The organism is Dehalococcoidia bacterium (genome assembly GCA_035310145.1).
Classification (GTDB): domain Bacteria; phylum Chloroflexota; class Dehalococcoidia; order CAUJGQ01; family CAUJGQ01; genus CALFMN01.
The window spans coordinates 1-18,005 of sequence record DATGEL010000017.1; the positions used below are offsets into that span (position 1 = coordinate 1).

General features: G+C 69.4%; 17 protein-coding genes. 2 read left to right on the top strand and 15 right to left on the bottom strand.

All coding sequences use genetic code 11. The annotated features are described in order from the left end of the window. Positions 1–122: 122 nt before the first annotated feature. From VKV26_03145 to VKV26_03160, 4 genes are all read right to left on the bottom strand, one after another. Positions 123–1,034, bottom strand: a complete 912-nt coding sequence (locus VKV26_03145) for a PD-(D/E)XK nuclease family protein (protein HLZ68885.1) — start codon at positions 1,032–1,034, stop codon at positions 123–125. 36 nt (positions 1,035–1,070) lie between these two features. Then, positions 1,071–1,730: a glycerol-3-phosphate 1-O-acyltransferase PlsY gene (gene plsY, locus VKV26_03150; protein HLZ68886.1), complete on the bottom strand. Its 660-nt coding sequence runs from the start codon at positions 1,728–1,730 to the stop codon at positions 1,071–1,073. After that, positions 1,727–3,088, bottom strand: coding sequence for a ribosome biogenesis GTPase Der (gene der, locus VKV26_03155; protein HLZ68887.1), 1,362 nt, complete (start codon positions 3,086–3,088; stop codon positions 1,727–1,729). The genes plsY and der overlap by 4 nt, the downstream gene beginning before the upstream one ends. Before the next feature lie 91 nt (positions 3,089–3,179). Beyond that, complete coding sequence (locus tag VKV26_03160) at positions 3,180–3,914, bottom strand: response regulator transcription factor (GenBank protein ID HLZ68888.1); 735 nt, start codon at positions 3,912–3,914, stop codon at positions 3,180–3,182. A 337-nt stretch (positions 3,915–4,251) separates the two neighbouring features. Between VKV26_03160 and VKV26_03165 the strand changes: the two genes are divergently transcribed. Beyond that, positions 4,252–5,823, top strand: coding sequence for an amidohydrolase (locus VKV26_03165; protein HLZ68889.1), 1,572 nt, complete (start codon positions 4,252–4,254; stop codon positions 5,821–5,823). Positions 5,824–5,889: 66 nt separating this feature from the next. On the opposite strand, the gene VKV26_03170 is transcribed toward VKV26_03165, so the two are convergent. From VKV26_03170 to VKV26_03190, 5 genes are all read right to left on the bottom strand, one after another. Next, on the bottom strand, positions 5,890–6,276 hold the full coding sequence (locus tag VKV26_03170) for a DUF5615 family PIN-like protein (GenBank protein HLZ68890.1): 387 nt from the start codon (positions 6,274–6,276) through the stop codon (positions 5,890–5,892). A gap of 11 nt (positions 6,277–6,287) precedes the next feature. Beyond that, complete coding sequence (locus tag VKV26_03175; protein ID HLZ68891.1) at positions 6,288–6,935, bottom strand: DUF433 domain-containing protein; 648 nt, start codon at positions 6,933–6,935, stop codon at positions 6,288–6,290. A gap of 87 nt (positions 6,936–7,022) precedes the next feature. Further along, entirely contained in the window at positions 7,023–7,529 is a 507-nt protein-coding gene (locus tag VKV26_03180; protein ID HLZ68892.1) for a hypothetical protein, read from the bottom strand. 103 nt (positions 7,530–7,632) lie between these two features. Further along, a complete protein-coding gene (locus VKV26_03185) occupies positions 7,633–7,863 on the bottom strand; it encodes a hypothetical protein (protein ID HLZ68893.1) in 231 nt (76 codons plus the stop codon). Beyond that, the gene (locus VKV26_03190; protein ID HLZ68894.1) at positions 7,860–8,846 is read right to left on the bottom strand and encodes a hypothetical protein; all 987 of its coding nucleotides are present in this window, start codon (positions 8,844–8,846) and stop codon (positions 7,860–7,862) included. The genes VKV26_03185 and VKV26_03190 overlap by 4 nt, the downstream gene beginning before the upstream one ends. A gap of 79 nt (positions 8,847–8,925) precedes the next feature. Between VKV26_03190 and VKV26_03195 the strand changes: the two genes are divergently transcribed. Beyond that, the gene (locus VKV26_03195; GenBank protein HLZ68895.1) at positions 8,926–9,321 is read left to right on the top strand and encodes a helix-turn-helix domain-containing protein; all 396 of its coding nucleotides are present in this window, start codon (positions 8,926–8,928) and stop codon (positions 9,319–9,321) included. 208 nt (positions 9,322–9,529) lie between these two features. Here the strand turns inward: VKV26_03195 and istB are convergent, their stop codons facing one another. From istB to VKV26_03225, 6 genes are all read right to left on the bottom strand, one after another. Beyond that, a complete protein-coding gene (istB, locus tag VKV26_03200) occupies positions 9,530–11,791 on the bottom strand; it encodes an IS21-like element helper ATPase IstB (GenBank protein ID HLZ68896.1) in 2,262 nt (753 codons plus the stop codon). A 452-nt stretch (positions 11,792–12,243) separates the two neighbouring features. Further along, positions 12,244–13,170 (bottom strand): carboxylating nicotinate-nucleotide diphosphorylase, encoded by a 927-nt coding sequence (gene nadC, locus VKV26_03205; protein ID HLZ68897.1) that lies wholly within the window; start codon positions 13,168–13,170, stop codon positions 12,244–12,246. Next, positions 13,157–14,719 (bottom strand): L-aspartate oxidase, encoded by a 1,563-nt coding sequence (nadB, locus tag VKV26_03210; protein HLZ68898.1) that lies wholly within the window; start codon positions 14,717–14,719, stop codon positions 13,157–13,159. Before nadB ends, nadC begins: the two co-directional genes overlap by 14 nt. Before the next feature lie 5 nt (positions 14,720–14,724). After that, a complete protein-coding gene (gene nadA, locus VKV26_03215; protein ID HLZ68899.1) occupies positions 14,725–15,930 on the bottom strand; it encodes a quinolinate synthase NadA in 1,206 nt (401 codons plus the stop codon). A 343-nt stretch (positions 15,931–16,273) separates the two neighbouring features. Beyond that, positions 16,274–16,810 (bottom strand): NUDIX domain-containing protein, encoded by a 537-nt coding sequence (locus VKV26_03220; protein ID HLZ68900.1) that lies wholly within the window; start codon positions 16,808–16,810, stop codon positions 16,274–16,276. A 98-nt stretch (positions 16,811–16,908) separates the two neighbouring features. Then, positions 16,909–17,871 (bottom strand): pirin family protein, encoded by a 963-nt coding sequence (locus VKV26_03225; protein ID HLZ68901.1) that lies wholly within the window; start codon positions 17,869–17,871, stop codon positions 16,909–16,911. Positions 17,872–18,005 lie beyond the last annotated feature (134 nt).

Below are 18,005 nucleotides of genomic sequence, written 5' to 3' on the forward strand. Positions count from 1 at the left end.
GGGAACTGCCGCCATCGGGGGACGGCCTTGAAGGGGGGAACGGTCTGCGGGGATTGGTTCGGCAACCATCAGGCGTTTCTCTCCCCGCCCTACACTAATTTCGAGACTTCGATTGTCTCACCTTAGGTTGGCAGAGAGGGGAGAGGCGACGTGCCCGTGCGCAGCTCCGGGATGTCCCACTCAAGGGGAGCGAATGACACAGTGTTCGTGCGGACTTGAAGTCGCAGCAGATCCGAAGATTGCTCGATCAGATCCGAAATGATGGTCAACGGGCGCGATTCCAGGCTCGGTCGGTACTGGATTATGAGTTCAAGCGCCCGGCGATGCTTCTGGTAGATACGTCGACAAAGGTCACCGATCTCAGAGTCGTTCACAATGTATCTCCGAAGCATTCGCGTATAGTGACGAAGCGATGTCTGCACGTCTGCGCCAAGAGACGCCGCTCGGCTCTCCAGCAAGGCTTCAATGAGGTTGATGACGAGGGCATAGTCACCCGGTAGATACGCCCGATGTTTCGGCGCTGCGCCGTCCGGGGTCAGGTAGATTCCGAGTTGCGTCCAGCCGGGATGTTGCGCCGCGATGGCCTTCCAATAGCGATCGAGCTGGTCGTCGTGCTCGCCGCTGTCGATCTTGTTCTCGATGATCACGGCGAGCTTGTGCGTTTCGTCCAGCAGCAGGATGTCGATTCTCTGCCACTCGCGCAGCACCAGCAGGCCGTCGAGGCTCCAGAGGTCCAGCTCGATCGGGCTGATCGGCAGTTGGGCGCCGCCGGCTCCTTGCAGCACGCGCTGCAGGAAGCGCTTCACGAAGGTGTCGCCGAGGCCATGCGTCTGGCGCGGGTCGAGCAGGAAGGCGAGGAAGTCGGAGTGGCGCGCCTCCTGCCGCGTCCAGCCGGCGGCCTCGAAGATGTTGAACTCGTCCAGCAGCACCTCCAGCCACTCGAGGTCCGGATTGTCGATCACCAGCGCTTCGAGCGCGCGGCGATCGGCGGCCTCGTCGCCGGCAGCGGGTTCTGCTCCCGCGTCAAAAGCCATCTTGGCCCGTCGCACGGAGGATATTTTGCTGGTTGATTACGGCCGGCTGTCGGCCTGGCCGGGGCGGCGCCGGCCGCCGTGGCCGAACTTCGGCTCGGTGCCGGCGCGCAGCCGCTGGATGTTGTCCCGGTGCAGCACCACGATCATCGTCGCGGCCACCACGCCGAAGACGCCGTAGGCGTGCGGCACGCGCAGCTCAGGCGGCACGCGGTCGAGGAAGGCGAGCGCGGCGATGATCCCCGCCATCACGCCGCTGCCGACCACCGAGGCGAGCGAGATGTAGCCGAACGGCAGGGCGATGGCGAGGCCGATCGCAATCATGATCGGCCCCAGCAGCGGCATCATCACCGTCGTGGCGGCGAAGGCGACCAGCACGGCGCGGCCGCCGCGGAAGCCGACGTACACCGGCCAGATGTGGCCCACCATCGCGGCGATCCCCGCCACGGCCTGTACCGGCGCCCCGGCGAAGAAGCTGCGGGCGATCAGCACCGGCACGGCGCCCTTCGCCAGGTCGAGCAGGAAGACGACGGCGGCGAGCTTCCAGCCGAGCACGCGCATGCTGTTGGTGAAGCCCGTCTTGCCGCTGCCGTACTCGCGGATGTCGATGCCGCGCGCGAGCTTGCCGACCCACACCCCAGACGGCACCGCGCCGCAGAAGTAGCCGATCGCCGCGACGAGGACGTACTGCCAGGTCATTCGGCGCCGCTCCTGCCCTTAAACGTGAGCTTGATCGGGGTGCCGCGGAAGGCGAACGCCTCGCGCAGGCAGTTCTCAAGGTACCGCGCATACGAGAAATGAACCAGATCCGGGTTATTCACAAAGAACACAAACGTCGGCGGCTGCGTCTCCGCCTGCGTGACGTAGAACACGCGCAGCCGCTTGCCGCTTACCGCCGGCGGGCTGTGCTTCACCAGCGCCCGCTTCACGATCTGGTTGAGCCGCGGCGTGCCGATGCGGCCGTTGCGCGCCTCCCCGGCGGCCACGGCGTCGCGCAGCAGCTCGTCAATGCCCAGCCGCTCGCGCGCCGAGACGAAGACGACCTCCGCCCAGGGCGCAAACTTCACGCGCCGGCGGATCAGCCGCGTCAGGTCCGCCCGCCACTCGCCCACGCGCTCGATCAGGTCGATCTTGTTGAGCACGATCACCAGCGAGCGGAGCGATTCTTCGGCGAAGCCGATGATGTGGCCGTCCTGCGCGGTCAGCATTTCCGTCGCATCCATTACAGCCAGCACCACGTCGGCCCGCTCGATCGCCTCCTGCGCCCGCAGCACGCTGTGCTTCTCCACACCCGGATCAATGTGGCCGCGGCGGCGGATGCCGGCCGTATCGACCAGCACGAGTTCATGGCCTTCGAAGCTGAAGGCCGTATCGATCGCGTCGCGCGTGGTGCCCGGCACGCTGCTGACGATCACACGCTCTTCGCCGAGGATCGCGTTGAGCAGCGCCGACTTGCCCACGTTGGGCCGGCCGACGATGGCGATGCGCAGCGTTTGCGCGTCCGCCGGCGCCTCGGCCGCGGGCAGATACGGCTCCAGCGCGTCGAGCAGGTCGGGAATGCCGCTGTCGTGGTAAGCGCTGACGGCGATCGGCTCGCCGAAGCCGAGGCCGTAGAACTGCGCCAGGTCGGCGCGGCGGGCCGCGTTGTCCGCCTTGTTGGCGACGAGCACGACCGGGCGATCGGCGCGGCGCAGCAGCTCGGCGGCTTCGAGATCGGCCGCGGTGAGGCCGTCGCGGGCGTCTACCGCGAAGACGATCACGGCGGCCTCGTCGATCGCCCGCCGGATCTGCATACGGATCAGCGCCGGGTAGCCGCCGGCGGCGCCGTCTTCGAGGCCGCCGGTGTCGATCAGGCGGAAGGGGCGGCGCGGCCAATCGACGGAGCCGTAGATGCGGTCGCGCGTGGTGCCGGGCAGGTCTTCCACCAGCGCCACGCGCCCGCCGACGAGCCGGTTGAAGAGCGCCGACTTGCCCACGTTGGGCCGGCCCACGATGGCGACGACGGGCAAGGCCGCGCCGCTCTCGGCCGGGGATGGAGGAGAATGCTGTACAGTCACCCTCCCATCCTACCGCGCTGGCAGCGCCAGAGGCGCACTCGGACGCCCGGCGGCGCGGTCGGTCCAGAGACGGATGCGGTGGGCCAGGGCGCTACTCGTCGTCGCGACCTTCACCACGGATGTCGGTGATCAGGCCGTGTGAGACGGCGAAGGCCGCGAGTTGCTGGCGGTTGCGCAGCTCCAGTTTCTCCAGCGTATTGCGCAGATGCACCTTCACCGTGTTGACAGCGACGACCAGCTTGTCCGCGATCTCCTGGTTGCTCTGGCCCATCGCCACCAGCTCCAGCACCTCGCGCTCGCGCGCCGTGAGCTTAGCAACCTCCTCCTCACCGCCCGCGCGGCGGCCGGCGGTGAGCCGGTTGAACTCTTCGAGCAGCCGCCGCGCCAGGTGCGGCGTGATCGTCGTGCCGCCCTCGTAGAGCGTGTGCAGCGCCTCGTGCAGCTCCTCGATGCCGACCGTCTTCAGCAGATAACCGCGTGCGCCGGCGCGGATCGCGCCGAAGAGGTCGTCGTCCTGGTCGGAGACGGTGAGCATGGCGATCGGCACGTGCGGCACCTCCTGATGGATGTGCTGCGCCGCCTCGACGCCGCCCATGTTGGCCATGGAGATGTCCATCAGGATCACGTCGGGCCGCACCAGCGTCGCCTTGCGCACGGCGTCGTGGCCGTTGGTGGCCTGCCCGGCGATCATGATGTCGTCGTACTGCTTGAGCAGGGCCACCAGCCCTTCACGGAAGAGCACGTTATCATCCACGACAAGCACGCGAATCTGGTGAGGAGCCTGGGACGTGGCGGGGTGCAGGGAGTCGCCTGTCGGGCCTGCCATGAGCGTCTGCCTTTCGACCGTGGAACCAGTTGACCGTTTGAGCGCCGTTTGACCACTGTTTGACCACTGTTTGACCAATGAGAACTGTTCCGCGCACATAATACGCGTGCCGTGCCGGCGTCGATCATGACCGAAACAGGCGAGCGCCGCGCTACTCCCGCCCTAGTACTCGCGAAGTCTGCCGCTCATACCCGGCAGACCAAACGGGGGATTGACCGTACACGAACAGCATATCGCGGGTCCGCGGCATTCGAAACACCACGACTGCGGGCGCAAGCCTGACCGCGCGATCACGCGGGACCGGCCCCGCCGAGCCACGACTCTGGAGACGTGCTTCATGCGCTTCGTCAACTGCCGCATCTACACCCAGGCCCGCGCCGGCACACTGGCCGCCGCGATGTCCGCCGAGGGTGGGCGCTTCACCGCCGTCGGCGCGGCCGACGAACTGCCGCCGCGCGGCGACGAGATCGACCTGCGCGGCCGCACGGTGCTGCCCGGCCTGATCGACGCGCACGCGCACCTGCGCAACCTGGCAGAGTCGCGGCTGAACGTCGACCTGAGCGGCGCCGCCTCGGCCGAGGACGCCGCGAGCCGTGCGGCCGCCCGCGCCGCCGAGCGGCCGCACGGCGCCTGGGTCACGGGCCGCGGCTGGGACCAGACCACCTGGCCCGGCGGCGCCTTCCCGACGATCGCCGCGCTTGACCACCTCACGCTGCACAACCCCGTCGCGCTCACCCGCGTCGACGGCCACGCGCTCTGGGTGAACTCGCCGGCGCTGAAGGCGGCCGGCATCGACGACGGCACGCCCGATCCGCCCGGCGGCCGCATCCTGCGCGACGCCGGCGGCCACGCCAGCGGCGTGCTGATCGATCAGGCGATGGGGCTGGTGCGCGAGCTGATTCCCCCGCTGGGCGACGATGACCTGGGCGTGGCGGTCGAGGCGGCGGTGCAGGAGTGTCTGCGCTTCGGCCTGACCGGCGTTCACGAGATGGGCGTGGACGAGCGCACGATCGCGACGTATCAGGGCCTGATCGACGCCGGCCGTTTCCCGCTGCGCGTGCTGGGCGCGATCAACGGGCCGGGCAAGACCTGGCAGGCCTGGCGCGAGCGCGGACCGGAGCGGCGCTACCGCGACCGGCTCTCGATCAGCGCGATCAAGCTCTACGCCGACGGCGCCCTCGGCTCACGCGGCGCGGCGCTGCTCTCGCCCTACTCCGACGACCCCGAAAACAGCGGCCTGGAGCTGGCGTCAAGCGCCGACCTGGAGCGCTGGGCGAGCGACGCCATCCAGCACGGCTTCCAGGTCTGCACGCACGCGATCGGTGACCGCGCCAACCGCAGCGTGCTCGACGCTTACGAGCGGGCGCTGGCCGGCGACCGCGACAAACGGCCGCGGGTGGAGCACGCGCAGATCCTGGCGCCGGCCGAGATTCCGCGCTTCCGCCGCCTGGGCGCGATCCCTTCGATGCAGCAGACGCACTGCACCTCGGACTCGGCCTGGGCGGACAAGCGGCTGGGCAACCGCGTGACCGGCGCCTACGCCTGGCGGTCGCTGTTGGACAGCGGCGTGACGATCGCCGGCGGCTCGGATTTCCCCGTGGAGTCGCCGAATCCGCTGCTGGGCATCGCCGCGGGCGTGACGCGATCGCGCCCCGGCGGCCCGCTGCAGCCCTGGCGCCCGGAGCAGTGCATGACGCGGGCCGAGGCGGTGCTCTCCTTCACGCGCTGGGCGGCCTACGCCGGCTTCGACGAGGACGTGGCCGGCGCGATCGAGCCGGGCAAGTACGCCGACTTCGTCGTGCTGGACCGTGACATCTACACCTGCCCGCCGGAGCAGATCGCTCAGGCGCGCGTGCTGCTCACCGTCGTCGGCGGTGAGAACGTCTGGCAGGCGCCCGGCGCCTGGTGAGCGCCATGAGCGACGAACGCTTTGCCTGCCCTACCGGGGCTGCCTCTGGCCCGGCGGTGAGGAGGATCAGCGGATTACGCGGAAGCTCGTTTCTCCGATCTCGATCATCAAGCGCTTGTCGCTGCGCCTTTGCACTTGCTCGAACTCAAACTCGATCCATTCGATTAGCGCTTCGGCGCGCCGGCGGCCATGCGCCTCGTTGCAGCGGAAGTTGATGCGGCCCAGATGGTGGAAATGCAAGCGCTCGCCGACCGGGATGCGCGCGGCAAGGCGCTTGAAGTCCTTATGATTCCAGGTCACCACGATCGCATGCTCGCGATCGCCGGCAAGGGCAATGACCTGATCGGGTGTGGCGGGGGGAAACAGGTCACGAACGAGATGGACTTCATGCCCGCGCTCACGGAAGAAGGCCGCGACCGAGTCCGGCACATTCTCGTCCATGAGCAGCAGCATCGGCACCGCGGTTAGCCGGCGCGGAGGTGGCGTTTGGTTTCGTAAGCGAGCGCTCCCTCCACGTCTTCTGCATGGAGACGGGGATACTCGCGGACGATCGCGGCGGCATCGTAGCCCGCCTTCGCCAGGTTCCAGACGGCGGAAGTCGGGATGCGGGTGCCTGCGAGCACCGGCGCATTGTGCGCCACGTAGCGGCGCCGCTCGACCCGGCCGATCATGTCCGGCGTACGTTGCTTGAGGCTCTCAATCTCTGCTCGCATCTCGGCCATGATCGGGGCCATGCTGATGGGCAGCACGCTCTGGCCCTTCGGTCTGGCCGCGAGCCGGACACCGCTTTCAGGATCGTCGAAGTACACGTGCTTGCCGGCGATGAAAAAGACCAGGCTGGGCCAGGACTCGGCAGGATGTTGATCGAGCCAGGATGCCACCTGGCGCAGCTCCCGCAGGTGGATGCTGTGCGGCGCCTTGCGAAGCCGCGCAATCGTCCGCAAACCCACCACATCCTTGAACGTGTACACGCGGCTGTACGGTGCGCTCCGGTTTTCTGAAGCGCAAGCAGGAGAGAAGAAGCCGGTGCGATCCCAGTACGCGAGCTGCCGGCGCGTCAGCCCTGTGAGCCGGCAGACTTGATCGAGCGTGTAAGCAGAAAAATCGCGCATCGCCAGCCCTCGCCCGCTCGCCTCGCGGTATCGCGACTATACGTTTCGCGCAGAAATCGCGTCAAACGATGCCGGCCTCTGCCTCTTCTATTCGGCCAGCGCGAGCTCCAGGCTGATGTCCAGCGCGGGGGCGAAGAGCCGCGTCAGGAGCTGGGGTCGGGAGCGGGTGGTGTCCTCGGTGGCACAGATGACCCGCTGGCCGTGGGCGGTGAGCCGGGCGGCGCAGCGCCGCATGTCGGCGACAATCTGGTCTTCGCTCCAATCCTCAGCGGCGAGGCGCAGGTCGCTGCTGCCGCGAAAGAGGATGGCTGAAAGGGGGCCGCCGATTTGACTGGCGAAGTCGAGGGTGGCATCGATGTCGCTGGCCAACGTGCGTGCGAGCACCACAACATCGATGGCTGGATAGCGCGCACGCACGTAGCGTGCACACTCCACGCCCTCGGCGAAATACTGGCCGCCGACGCCGGGCAGGCAGAGGTCGATGGCGGCGATGCCCAGCACCGCGTCGAAGTCAATGATGCGCAGCTTCTCGGCTAGGGTCGGTTGGCGGATGTGCGGCGCCTGGACGCCATCGCGCAGCGTCGTGTCGAGCAAGCGGAAGCGCCGCTGGCGCAGCGTCGGCGCCGACCAGCGATGGACGGCTGGGGCGGCGGGTGATGATGAGACAGCCATGGCAGGCCTCACGGTGCGTTTGAACTCAGGTCCACAGGCGGACGAGGGCGTAGCAGGCGACGAGCGCGAAGGCGTCGGCGCTCCGGCGAAAAAGCCAGCGTTTCGCTGGGTGGGCGCCTTCGGCCGCCGTGTAGCTGGCGGCGTGAAACCAGGCGGCGGCGATGACGGCGAGCGCCGCGACGACCAGGCGCTCATCGAGCCGCAAGCGGCCACTGCCAAACACGCTGAGTGGTGGTGAAGCGGACAGTCTCCTCATGCGCTGCGCCACGCCCGCAGCCGTTCCAGCCCGGCGCGCAGCTCCGCGTCCGTCAGACCGGGCGAGCGCGAGGCAACCCCGGCGCTGCCGAGGACGCGCACTGGGTAGCCGGTACTGTCGGCTAACCATTCGGGGCTCACGGCACCACGGCGGACCACCACGAGTTCGGCTGGCTCGTCGACCAGGGGCAGCCGAACTTGGGTGTGCGAGCTGAAGGCACCGGTCCGCTCGTACAGCTCGTCGTTGATGACGAGGTCGAATTGGTTCCCTTCTGTTCCTTCAACGTAGCTGGCGAGCTGGGCAAAGGTGTACGGCGGCGGCTGGCCGTGTTCGTTGAACGACGACGCACCGTAGAACGCCCGCGCGGTGCTGAAGAGTTGGGTAAAGGTAGCGAGGTCTTCCCAGGTTGGGTCGGCCATCCAGAAGAAGCTGGCCGTCGGCGCGGCCACAGCTCGGTCGACGGCCCGGGCATCGTCTCGTCGGTAGGCGTCGAGGTCTGCCGGCGAGGTGACGAAGGCCGGGTCGAGAAAGCGGAGCGGCTGTCGCAACGGCGCGATGACGTGGAGTGGTGCGCCGTGGCTCGTCCACAGCCGCTCGAAGCGGTCGCGCCGGGCCAGATGTCGGAAGGCGGGGTGGACGGGCACAAAGTCAATCAGCCGGAGCGCCTGCTGCGGTTTGGCGAGCAGCGGCACCTTGGCGTAGCGTGGTCGCCCGGCCTTGATCCGCCAGTAGGTTTCGGCGGCGTCGTGGGCGACCCACGCTGCCCGGACGGCCTTGACGATGCCGTACAGACCAACGTAGAAGGCTGCGGTTTGGCCTGTGGCCAGGGCCCGCCCAATCGGCTCGTGGTGCTGGGGATTGCGCAGGGAGTAGACAGGGACCGCGCGACAGCCACTCACGGTCCTGATCAGCAGAGTCTGCATACCTACCGGATAACGCGGCGCCGTTCCGTCGGCACCGGCATGCGATGCAAGCTTGCGCATCACGCGGAGTCCTCATCGCGACTTGGGCGGCGCGGCTGTGCGCACGGCCGCTGCACGATTGGTGACGAATTGGTGAGCGATGCTGTTCATGTTCCTCTGGTGGAACAAAAATGCAAGGCGTGGGCATAGGATTGCCGGGCATTTTGGTTCCCTGCACGGAACATGCACTGAATCTATGCCCGCTCGTAACCTGGTCGGCCCGCGGGTGCGCGAAGCACGGTATCGCCACCTGCCTCGCCTCACGCAATTGCAGCTCGCCGCGCGGCTGCAGGTCGCCGGCTATCCCCTCGACCAGGTGGCGGTGGCCAAGATTGAAATCGGCCTGCGCGAAGTGACGGACATCGAGCTGGTGGGCTTGGCCGCAGCGTTGCGGGTCTCCGCGGGGTGGCTCTTGGGTGAGCCTGGCGCATGGCCACGCGAGACGCAGTCACAGCGTAAGGCACCGTCGCCACGGCCGACCACGTCATACTGCTGAGGGGCAGCTCACAGGAGCCATGCTGCGGCTGCAGAGTCGTTCGCCCCTCCGGCTGGTGAAGGGGGTGTAGATTCCGCGTGAAACTTGACCCGTGCGTCCGCCTGAAAAGTGACCCCCCTCCTTGGTCTCTGGGTACCGGCTCCTTCGAAATTTCGAAGTGTCGAAAGCGTACACCTCCTGCGCCACGCCGTGGCGCCGGGCGCGCCGGTTAGGCCGCCGGGGGGCTGGCCGTGGGGTCGGGCGGCTCGCCGAGCATGGCCTGTTTGTCCCGCATCCGGTAGCTCGGGCCCGTAATCAAGAAGACGTGGCTGTAGTGCAGCAGCCGGTCCAGAATCGCCGCGGCGATCAGCTCGTCCCCACCGAAGACCCGGCCCCAGCCCTCGAACGCCACGTTGCTGGTGACGATCACCGCCGTGCGCGTGTACAGATGACTGATCAGCTGGAAGAACAGCGTCGCCCGCTGGCTGTCCATGGGCAGATAGCCGAGTTCATCCACGACCAGCAGGTGCAGCCGCCCGTAGGCTTCGAGCTGCTTGGCCAGCCCGTGCGCGACCGCGGCCGCCAGCAACTGGTCCAGCAAGAGCGGCGCCGGCACGAACTGCACCCGCTGGGAGACCTGGCAGGCCTTCATCGCCAGCGCTGTGGCCAGATGGGTTTTGCCCACGCCCGGCCGGCCGACCAGGACGACGTTCTCCTTGCGCTCCACGAAGCCGAGGCTCGCCAGCTCGCGGATGCGGGCGGCGGGCAGGGTGGGCTGGAAGCGGAAGTCGAACTGCTCCAGCGTCTTGAGCGCCGGGAAGCCGGCTTTGCGCAGGCGGAGGCTCACGCCGCGGTCGTGCTTGCTCGCCAGCTCCTCGTCGGCCAGCCGTGCCAGGAAGGCGGTGTAGCTCAGCTCGCTCTTCGCCGCAAGCAATGCGGCCTCCTCGAAGTGCGCCGCCATCGTCGACAGCCCCAGCCGCTTGAGCTGACTCCGCAGCCGCTCGCTCTCACTCTCGCTCATCGCCGCCCCTCCAACACCGCCTGGTAGACGCCCAGGTCGGCGGTCATGCTGCCACGTGGTGCGCGCGGCGGTCCCGTGCTCGGCACCGGCGGTGTGGCCGTGCTCCCCCCGGCTTCCAGTACCCCGCGCACAAACGCGTGATTGAAGCTCTGGTACTGGCGGGCTGCGGCGAAGGCGGCGCAGAGCGCCTCGCCGGGATAGAGCTCGGCGAGCCCGAGGATGGCGCGCAGGTGGGCCGTGCCGTTGGGGACGTGCTGCGTGTACAGCCCCTCCAGGAACCAGTCGTACTCCGGGAAGCGCGTGCCGGAAGGCCTGCGTCGCCAAGGCGCGTGTCTTGGGCAAGCGCGGGGCGAGGCCGTCGTAGTGCGCCGGGTCGCTGACCGTGCTGCCCTTGACCGTCGCCAGGAGATGCGTGGCGATGACGGCACCCTGCTGATTGCGTGCGCTGAGCCGCATACCCTGGGAGCTGCGTACCCAGACCGGCTGGCCGGCGTAGGCCCAGGGCACCGAGTAGCGGCTGCCGGCGAAGGCGACGAGGCAGTCCCAGCTCACGGTCCGGGTGTGCTCGTGCGTCCCCACAAACGCCGTCGCCGGCAACGGGGTGAGCTGCGGCTGCTCGCGCACGAAGCGGTCGAGCGGCCGTTCTCGGGTCGTGCCGTGGACGCGGACATCCAGGTCTTCGGCGACGAACTGGGCCAGGTCAGCGCTGAAGGCCTCGAAGCTGGCCCAGCTGCCGCCCTTGATGAAGTGCTGCTCCAGATAGAAGAAGGGCCGCTCGACCTTGCCCTTGGTGCGCGGCCAGTAGGGTGCACAGGCGATGGGCTCGACGCGGTAGTGCCCGCAGAAGGCGAGGAAGTGCGGGTTCCAGGTGAAGCGCTCGGGCTGCGCCTGCTGCACGAAGACCCGGGCGTTATCGACGAGCAACTCCTTGGGCACGCCGCCGAAATGTTGGAAGCCGGCCGCGAGCGCTTCGAAGACCGAACTCTGCGTCTCGTCACAACTCACCCAGTGATGCTTGCGCCGGCTGTAGCCCAGCGTCAGCCCGAAGGCGACGATGCTGGTCGGCTGCTCGCCGAGGGTGACGGTGTAGGGCGACCAATCGAACTGGCCCTGCTCGCCCGGTGCCGTCTCGAAGCGGACCGTCACGCGGGGGTCGGGCTGGGTGGCGGTGAGCGTGTGCAAGGAGCGGTAGAGCGCGGTCTTGCCGCCGGTGTAGCCCTGCGCCTGCAGCTCGCGCAGGATGCGGGTGCCAATCAGCCCTTGCTCCAGGGCCATGCGGCGAATCGCCGTGTGGAACGGCACGAGCTGCGGATTGGGCTTTGGCGGGCGGGTGTAGTGCGGCGGCGTGTCGCCCTTGAGCGCGGCGCGGACGGTGTTGCGGGCCAGCCGCAACTCGCGGGCACTGGTGCGAATCGGCTTGCCCTGGGCGTGCAGGTAGCGAATCGTGGTCCAGGCGTCCAACGGCAGCATCTCCTCAGTGGTCTCCTCGCTGTGGTCTCACAGCGAGGGTCGGCGTCCTGGGGAGACGGGTCAGGTTTCCGGCGGACGGTGGGTCAGTTTTCAGACGGAATCAACAGGGGGCGAGAGATCGACAGAAGTTCCAGCGGTTGTACGGATCGGTCAGCATTGCCGTGGGTGGTGAGGGCGATAAGCTGGCAGAGGCCGACGTACACGGCATCTTCCACAGCTCCGCGGACCAGTTTGCAGAAATCGCAAGACGAGATCGGAGCGACGCGGAAGGGCACCACTCATGTTGCACCGGGAACGGATCGCGGCTGTTAGAAGCTCCCGCCCTGACAGGGTGCTGAAAACCCCTCCGGAACGCCAGGAGGTCTTGACAAGACACGCCTGCAGCTCGCCATAACGACGCTGGATTTGGCCCGCCGGGGACTTTTCAGCAGCCTGCCAAAGCTCGCGGTCGCTCAGTCCGCCAGCGCCAACTCCAGGCTGATGTCGAGCGCGGGGGCGGAGTGGGTGAGGGCGCCGAGCGAGATCAGGTCGACGCCGGTTTCGGCGGCGGCGCGCGCCGTGTCGGGCGTGATGCCGCCGGAGGCCTCGGTCAGCGCCCGGCCGCGGGAGCGGCGCACCGCCTCGGCCATCTCCGCGGCAGGCATGTTGTCCAGCAAGATGATCTCCGCGCCCGCGGCCAGCGCCTCGTCCAGCTCGGCCAGCGTCGTCACCTCCAGCTCGACGCGCAGCGTATGCGGGGCGCGCTGCCGCGCCAGCCGCACCGCGTCGGCGATGCCGAGCCCGCGCGACCGCAGCGCCGCCAGGTGGTTGTCCTTGACCAGCACGCCGTCGGTGAGGTTGAAGCGGTGGTTATGGCCGCCGCCGGCGCGCACGGCGTACTTCTCCAGCGCCCGCAGGCCGGGCGTCGTCTTGCGCGTGTCGACGATGCGCACCGGCAGCCCCTCGACCGCCGCGACCGCCCGCGCCGCGGCCGTGGCCACGCCGGAGAGCCGCTGCAGCAGGTTCAGCGCCGTGCGCTCGCCGCGCAGCATCGCCGCGAAGCAGCCCTCGATCGTGGCGATCCGGTCGCCGCGCCGCACGCGCTCCCCGTCCAGCCGCAGCGGCGTGAACGCGAGCTGCGCATCGACCTCCGCGAAGACGGCGGCCATCACCGGCAGGCCGGCCAGCACGCCCTCGGCCTTCGCCAGCACCGTGCCCGTGCCGCGCTGCCACGGCTCGACCGTCGCCGCGGTCGTCACGTCCTGGAAGGCGCCGTCCTCGGCCAGCGCCCGCCGCGCCAGATCGGCGAGCAGCGCCGGGTCGAGCGTGCCGGCCTCCGGCGCGGCGCCGAGGCGCGGATCGATCAGCGTCGCGTTGGGTGGTGGTTCAGTCGCGGGCATCGGCGTCCCTCCGCCAGGTGAAGTGCCGCAGCCCTGCGGGCGAGGGCAGCGGGAAGTCGCTGCGGAAGTGGGCGCCGCGGCTCTCGCGCCGCCGCAGCGCCGCCTCGCTCAGCAGCCGCCCAACCAGCAGCAGGTTCGCCAGCTCGTGGGCGGCGCGATCCCCGGCCGGCGGCAGGCTGCACTGCCAGGCGCCGAGCACGTTGCAGGCGTACGCCAGCCTCTCGCCGCGGCGCACGATGCCGGCCTCGTCCCACAGCAGCCGTTGCAATTCATCAAGCGCCGGCGGCCCGGCCTCGCCCGGCCGCGCGGCCGGCAGCGCCCGCGCCTCCGCTGCCGGCACGGCGGGCTCGACGTTCTCCAATGACCGCTTTAGCGCCCGCTCACCGAAGACCAGCCCCTCGAGCAGCGAGTTGCTGGCGAGGCGGTTGGCGCCGTGCACGCCCGTGCAGGCGACTTCGCCGCAGGCGAACAGGCCGCGCACGTTGGTCTCGCCCCAGGGCGTGGTGCGCACGCCGCCCATCAGGTAGTGCGCGGCGGGCGCGACGGGGATCGGCTCGCGGGTGATGTCCAGCCCGTAGCCGAGGCAGGCGGCGGCGATGCCGGGGAAGCGCGCCCTGATGCGCTCGGCCGGCAGGTGTGTGAGGTCGAGGTACACGCGGTCCGCGTCCTCGCGCGTCATCTCCTCGTGGATCGCGCGGGCGACCACGTCGCGCGGCGCCAGCTCGGCGCGCGCGTCGTACTCGGCCATGAAGGCGCGGCCGGCGGCGTCGCGCAGGATCGCGCCCTCGCCGCGCACCGCCTCGGAGATCAGGAACGTCGGGGCGCCGGACAGGCGCAGCGCCGTGGGGTGGAACTGGAAGAACTCAAGGTCCTGCACTTCGGCGCCGGCCCGATACGCAAGCGCCACGCCATCGGCGGTGGCAACGGCGGGATTGGTCGTGTAGCGGTAGAGCTGACCGGCGCCGCCCGTGGCCAAAATCACCACCGGCGCCGCGATCTGTTCCAGCCGGCCCGTGCGGCCGTCGAGCGCCTCCACGCCGCCTACCCGGCCATGCTCGACCAGGATGCGCGTGACCAGCGTCTGCTCGCGCAGCTCGACGCCCGCGGCCTCGCGCACGCGGCCGGCCAGCGTCTCCTCCAGGCGGGCGCCGGTGCTGTCGCCGCCCGCGTGCACGATGCGGCGGGCGCTGTGCGCCGCCTCGCGCCCCAGCGCCACGCGGCCGCCTTCATGGCTATCTCGATCGAAGGGCACGCCCAGCGCCAGCAGTTCGTCGATGCGCCGCGGCGCGGCGGCGGTGAGCACGGCTGCCGCCGGCTCGTCCACCAGGCCGGCGCCGGCCGCCAGCGTGTCGCCCAGGTGCAGGGCGGGCGAATCGTCGGCGCCGAGCGCCGCGGCGATGCCGCCCTGGGCGTAGCGCGTGTTCGATTCTTCAAGGGCATCCTTGGCGAGCAGCAGCGTACGCCCCTGCCCCCGCGCCGCCAGCGCGGCGCTCAGCCCGGCGACGCCGGAGCCGACAATGATCCGATCGAAGCGGTCGTAGGTGCTCATGGCGTTCACCGCACCTGCAGCATGCGCTCGAGCGCAATGCGCGCCCAGTGGGCCGTCTCATCGTCGACCTGGATGCGGTTGACCACACGGCCCTCGGCCAGCTCTTCCAGCACCCAGCAGAGGTAGGCCGGGTGCACGCGGTACATGGTCGAGCAGGGGCAGAAGATCGGGTCGAGGCAGAAGACGGTCTTCTCCGGGTGCTCGTTCGCCAGGCGGTTGACGAGGTTGATCTCGGTGCCGATCGCCAGCACGCTGCCGGCCGGCGCCTCCGCCACCTGCCGCGCGATGAACTCGGTCGAGCCGGAGGCGTCGGCCGCGGCCACGACCTCGCGCGTGCACTCCGGGTGCACGATCACGCGCACGTTGGCATAGTCGCGCCGCGCCTGCTCGATCTGCGGCACGCTGAAGCGCGCGTGCACGTTGCAGTGGCCCTGCCAGAGAATCACGCGGCTGCGGCGCAGTTGCTCGACGCGGTTGCCGCCCAGGTCGTCGAAGGGCCAGTCATAGTCCCAGAGCGCCATCTCATCGTCGGGAATGCCGAGCTTGAGCGCCGTGTTGCGGCCCAGGTGCTGGTCGGGGAAGAAGAAGACGCGCCTGCCGCGTTGAAACGCCCATTCGATCACGGCGCCGGCGTTGCTGGAGGTGCAGACGATGCCGCCGTTGCGCCCGACGAACGCCTTGAGCGCGGCGGCGGAGTTGATGTAGGTGACGGGCACAATGCCGTCGATGCCCTCGCGCTGCAGGCTCGCCCAGGCCTTGAGCACGTCGCCCGGCTGCGCCATGTCGGCCATCGAGCAGCCGGCGGCCAGGTTGGGCAGGATCACCTGCTGCTCCGGCGCGGTGAGGATGTCGGCGCTCTCGGCCATGAAGTGCACGCCGCAGAAGACGATGTACTCGACGCCGCGTTGCTCCGCCGCCCACTGCGCCAGCTTGAACGAGTCGCCGCGCACGTCGGCGAACTGGATGATGTCCTCGCGCTGGTAGTGGTGGCCGAGGATCACGGCGCGGCTGCCGACGGCGGCCCGGGCGGCGCGGATGCGCGCCGTCAACGCGTCGATACCGACGCCGCGGTAGCGGGCGGGAATCTCGACCTGCCACTGGCGGAAGCTGCGTTCTTCGACCAGCGGCACGGTGGCGATGCCCGTTTCACAGGCGGCGTCGGGGATGCCCGCGCCGTCCTTCGCAGCGTCCAAAGAGATGGTGGTGACCATGGTTGCCCTCCGACCCGCGGCCGACCGCAGTAAGTGTTATCTACACACTAAGTACTATCACCAGCGGCACTTGGTGTCAAGATATACACGAACTCGGCGTGGCGGGCGAAATCGTGGCAATCGCGGTGGGCCTCATCCTCACCACCGTCCCTGCGCCCGCTCCTGGCTCACGGAGAGGCGACGGTCGTGCTAGGTGGGGCGCGAACCCGGGCGCGGGCAGGTAGGCCCTGGGACCCTACCAGGCATGGGAACGACCGACACGGAGAGGGCGGCGAGGAGAGCGGCGGGGCCGGCCGTCGCGCGGCGCGGTCGAACCGCGCCGCCAAAGACGAGCAGCCCGTCACTACACCGATATGGGGATCAGGTCCGCGAACGCCCGCGCCACGGGCCACTCCGCCGGCCAGCGCGGCAGCGCGTCCAGCGGAAACCAGCGGGCGTCGTCCAGCTCTTCGTCCACGCGCAACTCGCCGCCCCACAGCCGCGCGACACAGACGATGAAGACCATGTTCTTGCCGATCGGCCGGCAGGAGTAGCTGCCGAGGATACGCTCGATCGCCACCTCGAAGCCTGTCTCCTCGCGCACCTCGCGCACGGCGGCCATCTCCACCGACTCGAACGCTTCCAGAAAGCCGGAGACGAGCACGTACTCCTGCCCGCCGCGCGGCTTCGCCAGCAGCACCTCGTCGCCGCGGCGCACGATCACGCCGGCCACGGCAACGGGGTTGTCGAAGTGCACCCAGGCGCAGGCGGTACAGCCAAGCCGTGGCTCGCCGTCGACCAGCCGTTCGGCCAGGGCGCCGCCACAGAGCAGACAGAAGGCGGGAGCGGGCATCGCCGCAACCTCGTGCAGGTTGTTGCATTCGGCGGCTCCAAAGTACAACAAAACAACCTGGCGAGGCCGCCGGGTTACCGGCAAAACAGAAAAGGGCGGGCGGTCCGCCGTGGACCGCCCGCCCTGCTACGCTGGTCTGCCAGAGGCTACGCCTCAAGCTCCGTCGCTGGGATCGTGCCCATGCGGCCGGCGCGGTAGTCGGCGAAGGCCTGCACGATCTCTTCGTGCGTGTTCATCACGAAGGGACCGTACGAGGCGACCGGCTCGCGGATCGGCTGGCCGCCGAGGATCAGCAGCTCCAGGTTGGGCGAGCGGCTCTCCTGCGTCGCGTCCGCGGCGATCGTGATCGCATCGCCCGCGCCGAAGACGGCGAGCTGGCCCTCGCGCAGCGCCACGCCCTCCGCGCCCACCGAACCGCTGCCGGAGAGGGCGTAGATCATGGCGTTGAACTCCGGCCGCCACGGCAGGCTCAGCCGCGCGCCGGGCGAGATCGTGGCGTGCGCGTAGGTGATCGGCGTCCAGGTCACGCCCGGCGCGGCGTAGCCGCCCAGCTCACCCGCGATCAGCCGGATGAGGGCGCCGCCGTCGTCGGAGCTGAGCAGCCGCAGCCGGCTGCCGGCGATGTCCTGGTAGCGTGGCGGCGTCCACTTCAGGTTCTGCGGCAGGTTGACCCAGAGCTGCACGCCGTGGAAGAGGCCGCCCTTCTGCACCAGCTCCTCGGTCGGCATCTCGTCGTGCAGAATGCCGGCGCCGGCCGTCATCCACTGTGTGGCGCCGTCCGTGATCACGCCGCCGCCGCCGGTGGAGTCGTGGTGGGCGAGCGCGCCGTCCATCACGTAGGTCACGGTCTCGAAGCCGCGGTGCGGGTGCCAGGGCGCGCCCTTCGCCTCGCCCGGCGCATATTCGACGGCGCCGAGATGGTCGAGCAGCAGGAACGGATCGGTGAGGCGCAGGTCGATGCCGGGGAAGGGGCGGCGCACCCGGAAGCCGGCGCCCTCCAGCATGCTGGGCGCGGCGACGATGCCCGCGACGGGGCGCTGGCGCTGCGCGGCGTCGGGCCGGGCGATGCGCGGCAGGGCGAGAATGTTTTCGGTGGATGCGGCTGGCATGGAGCGAGACCTTTCGAGCGCGGCCCCCGGCCGTGCTCACTACTGGGATACGCCCCATTTTAGTTGTCTAAACAACTAGTTGTCAAGCCGGCCATGCCGAAAGGCGCGATCGTCTCAACGCCGCGGCCGAGCGC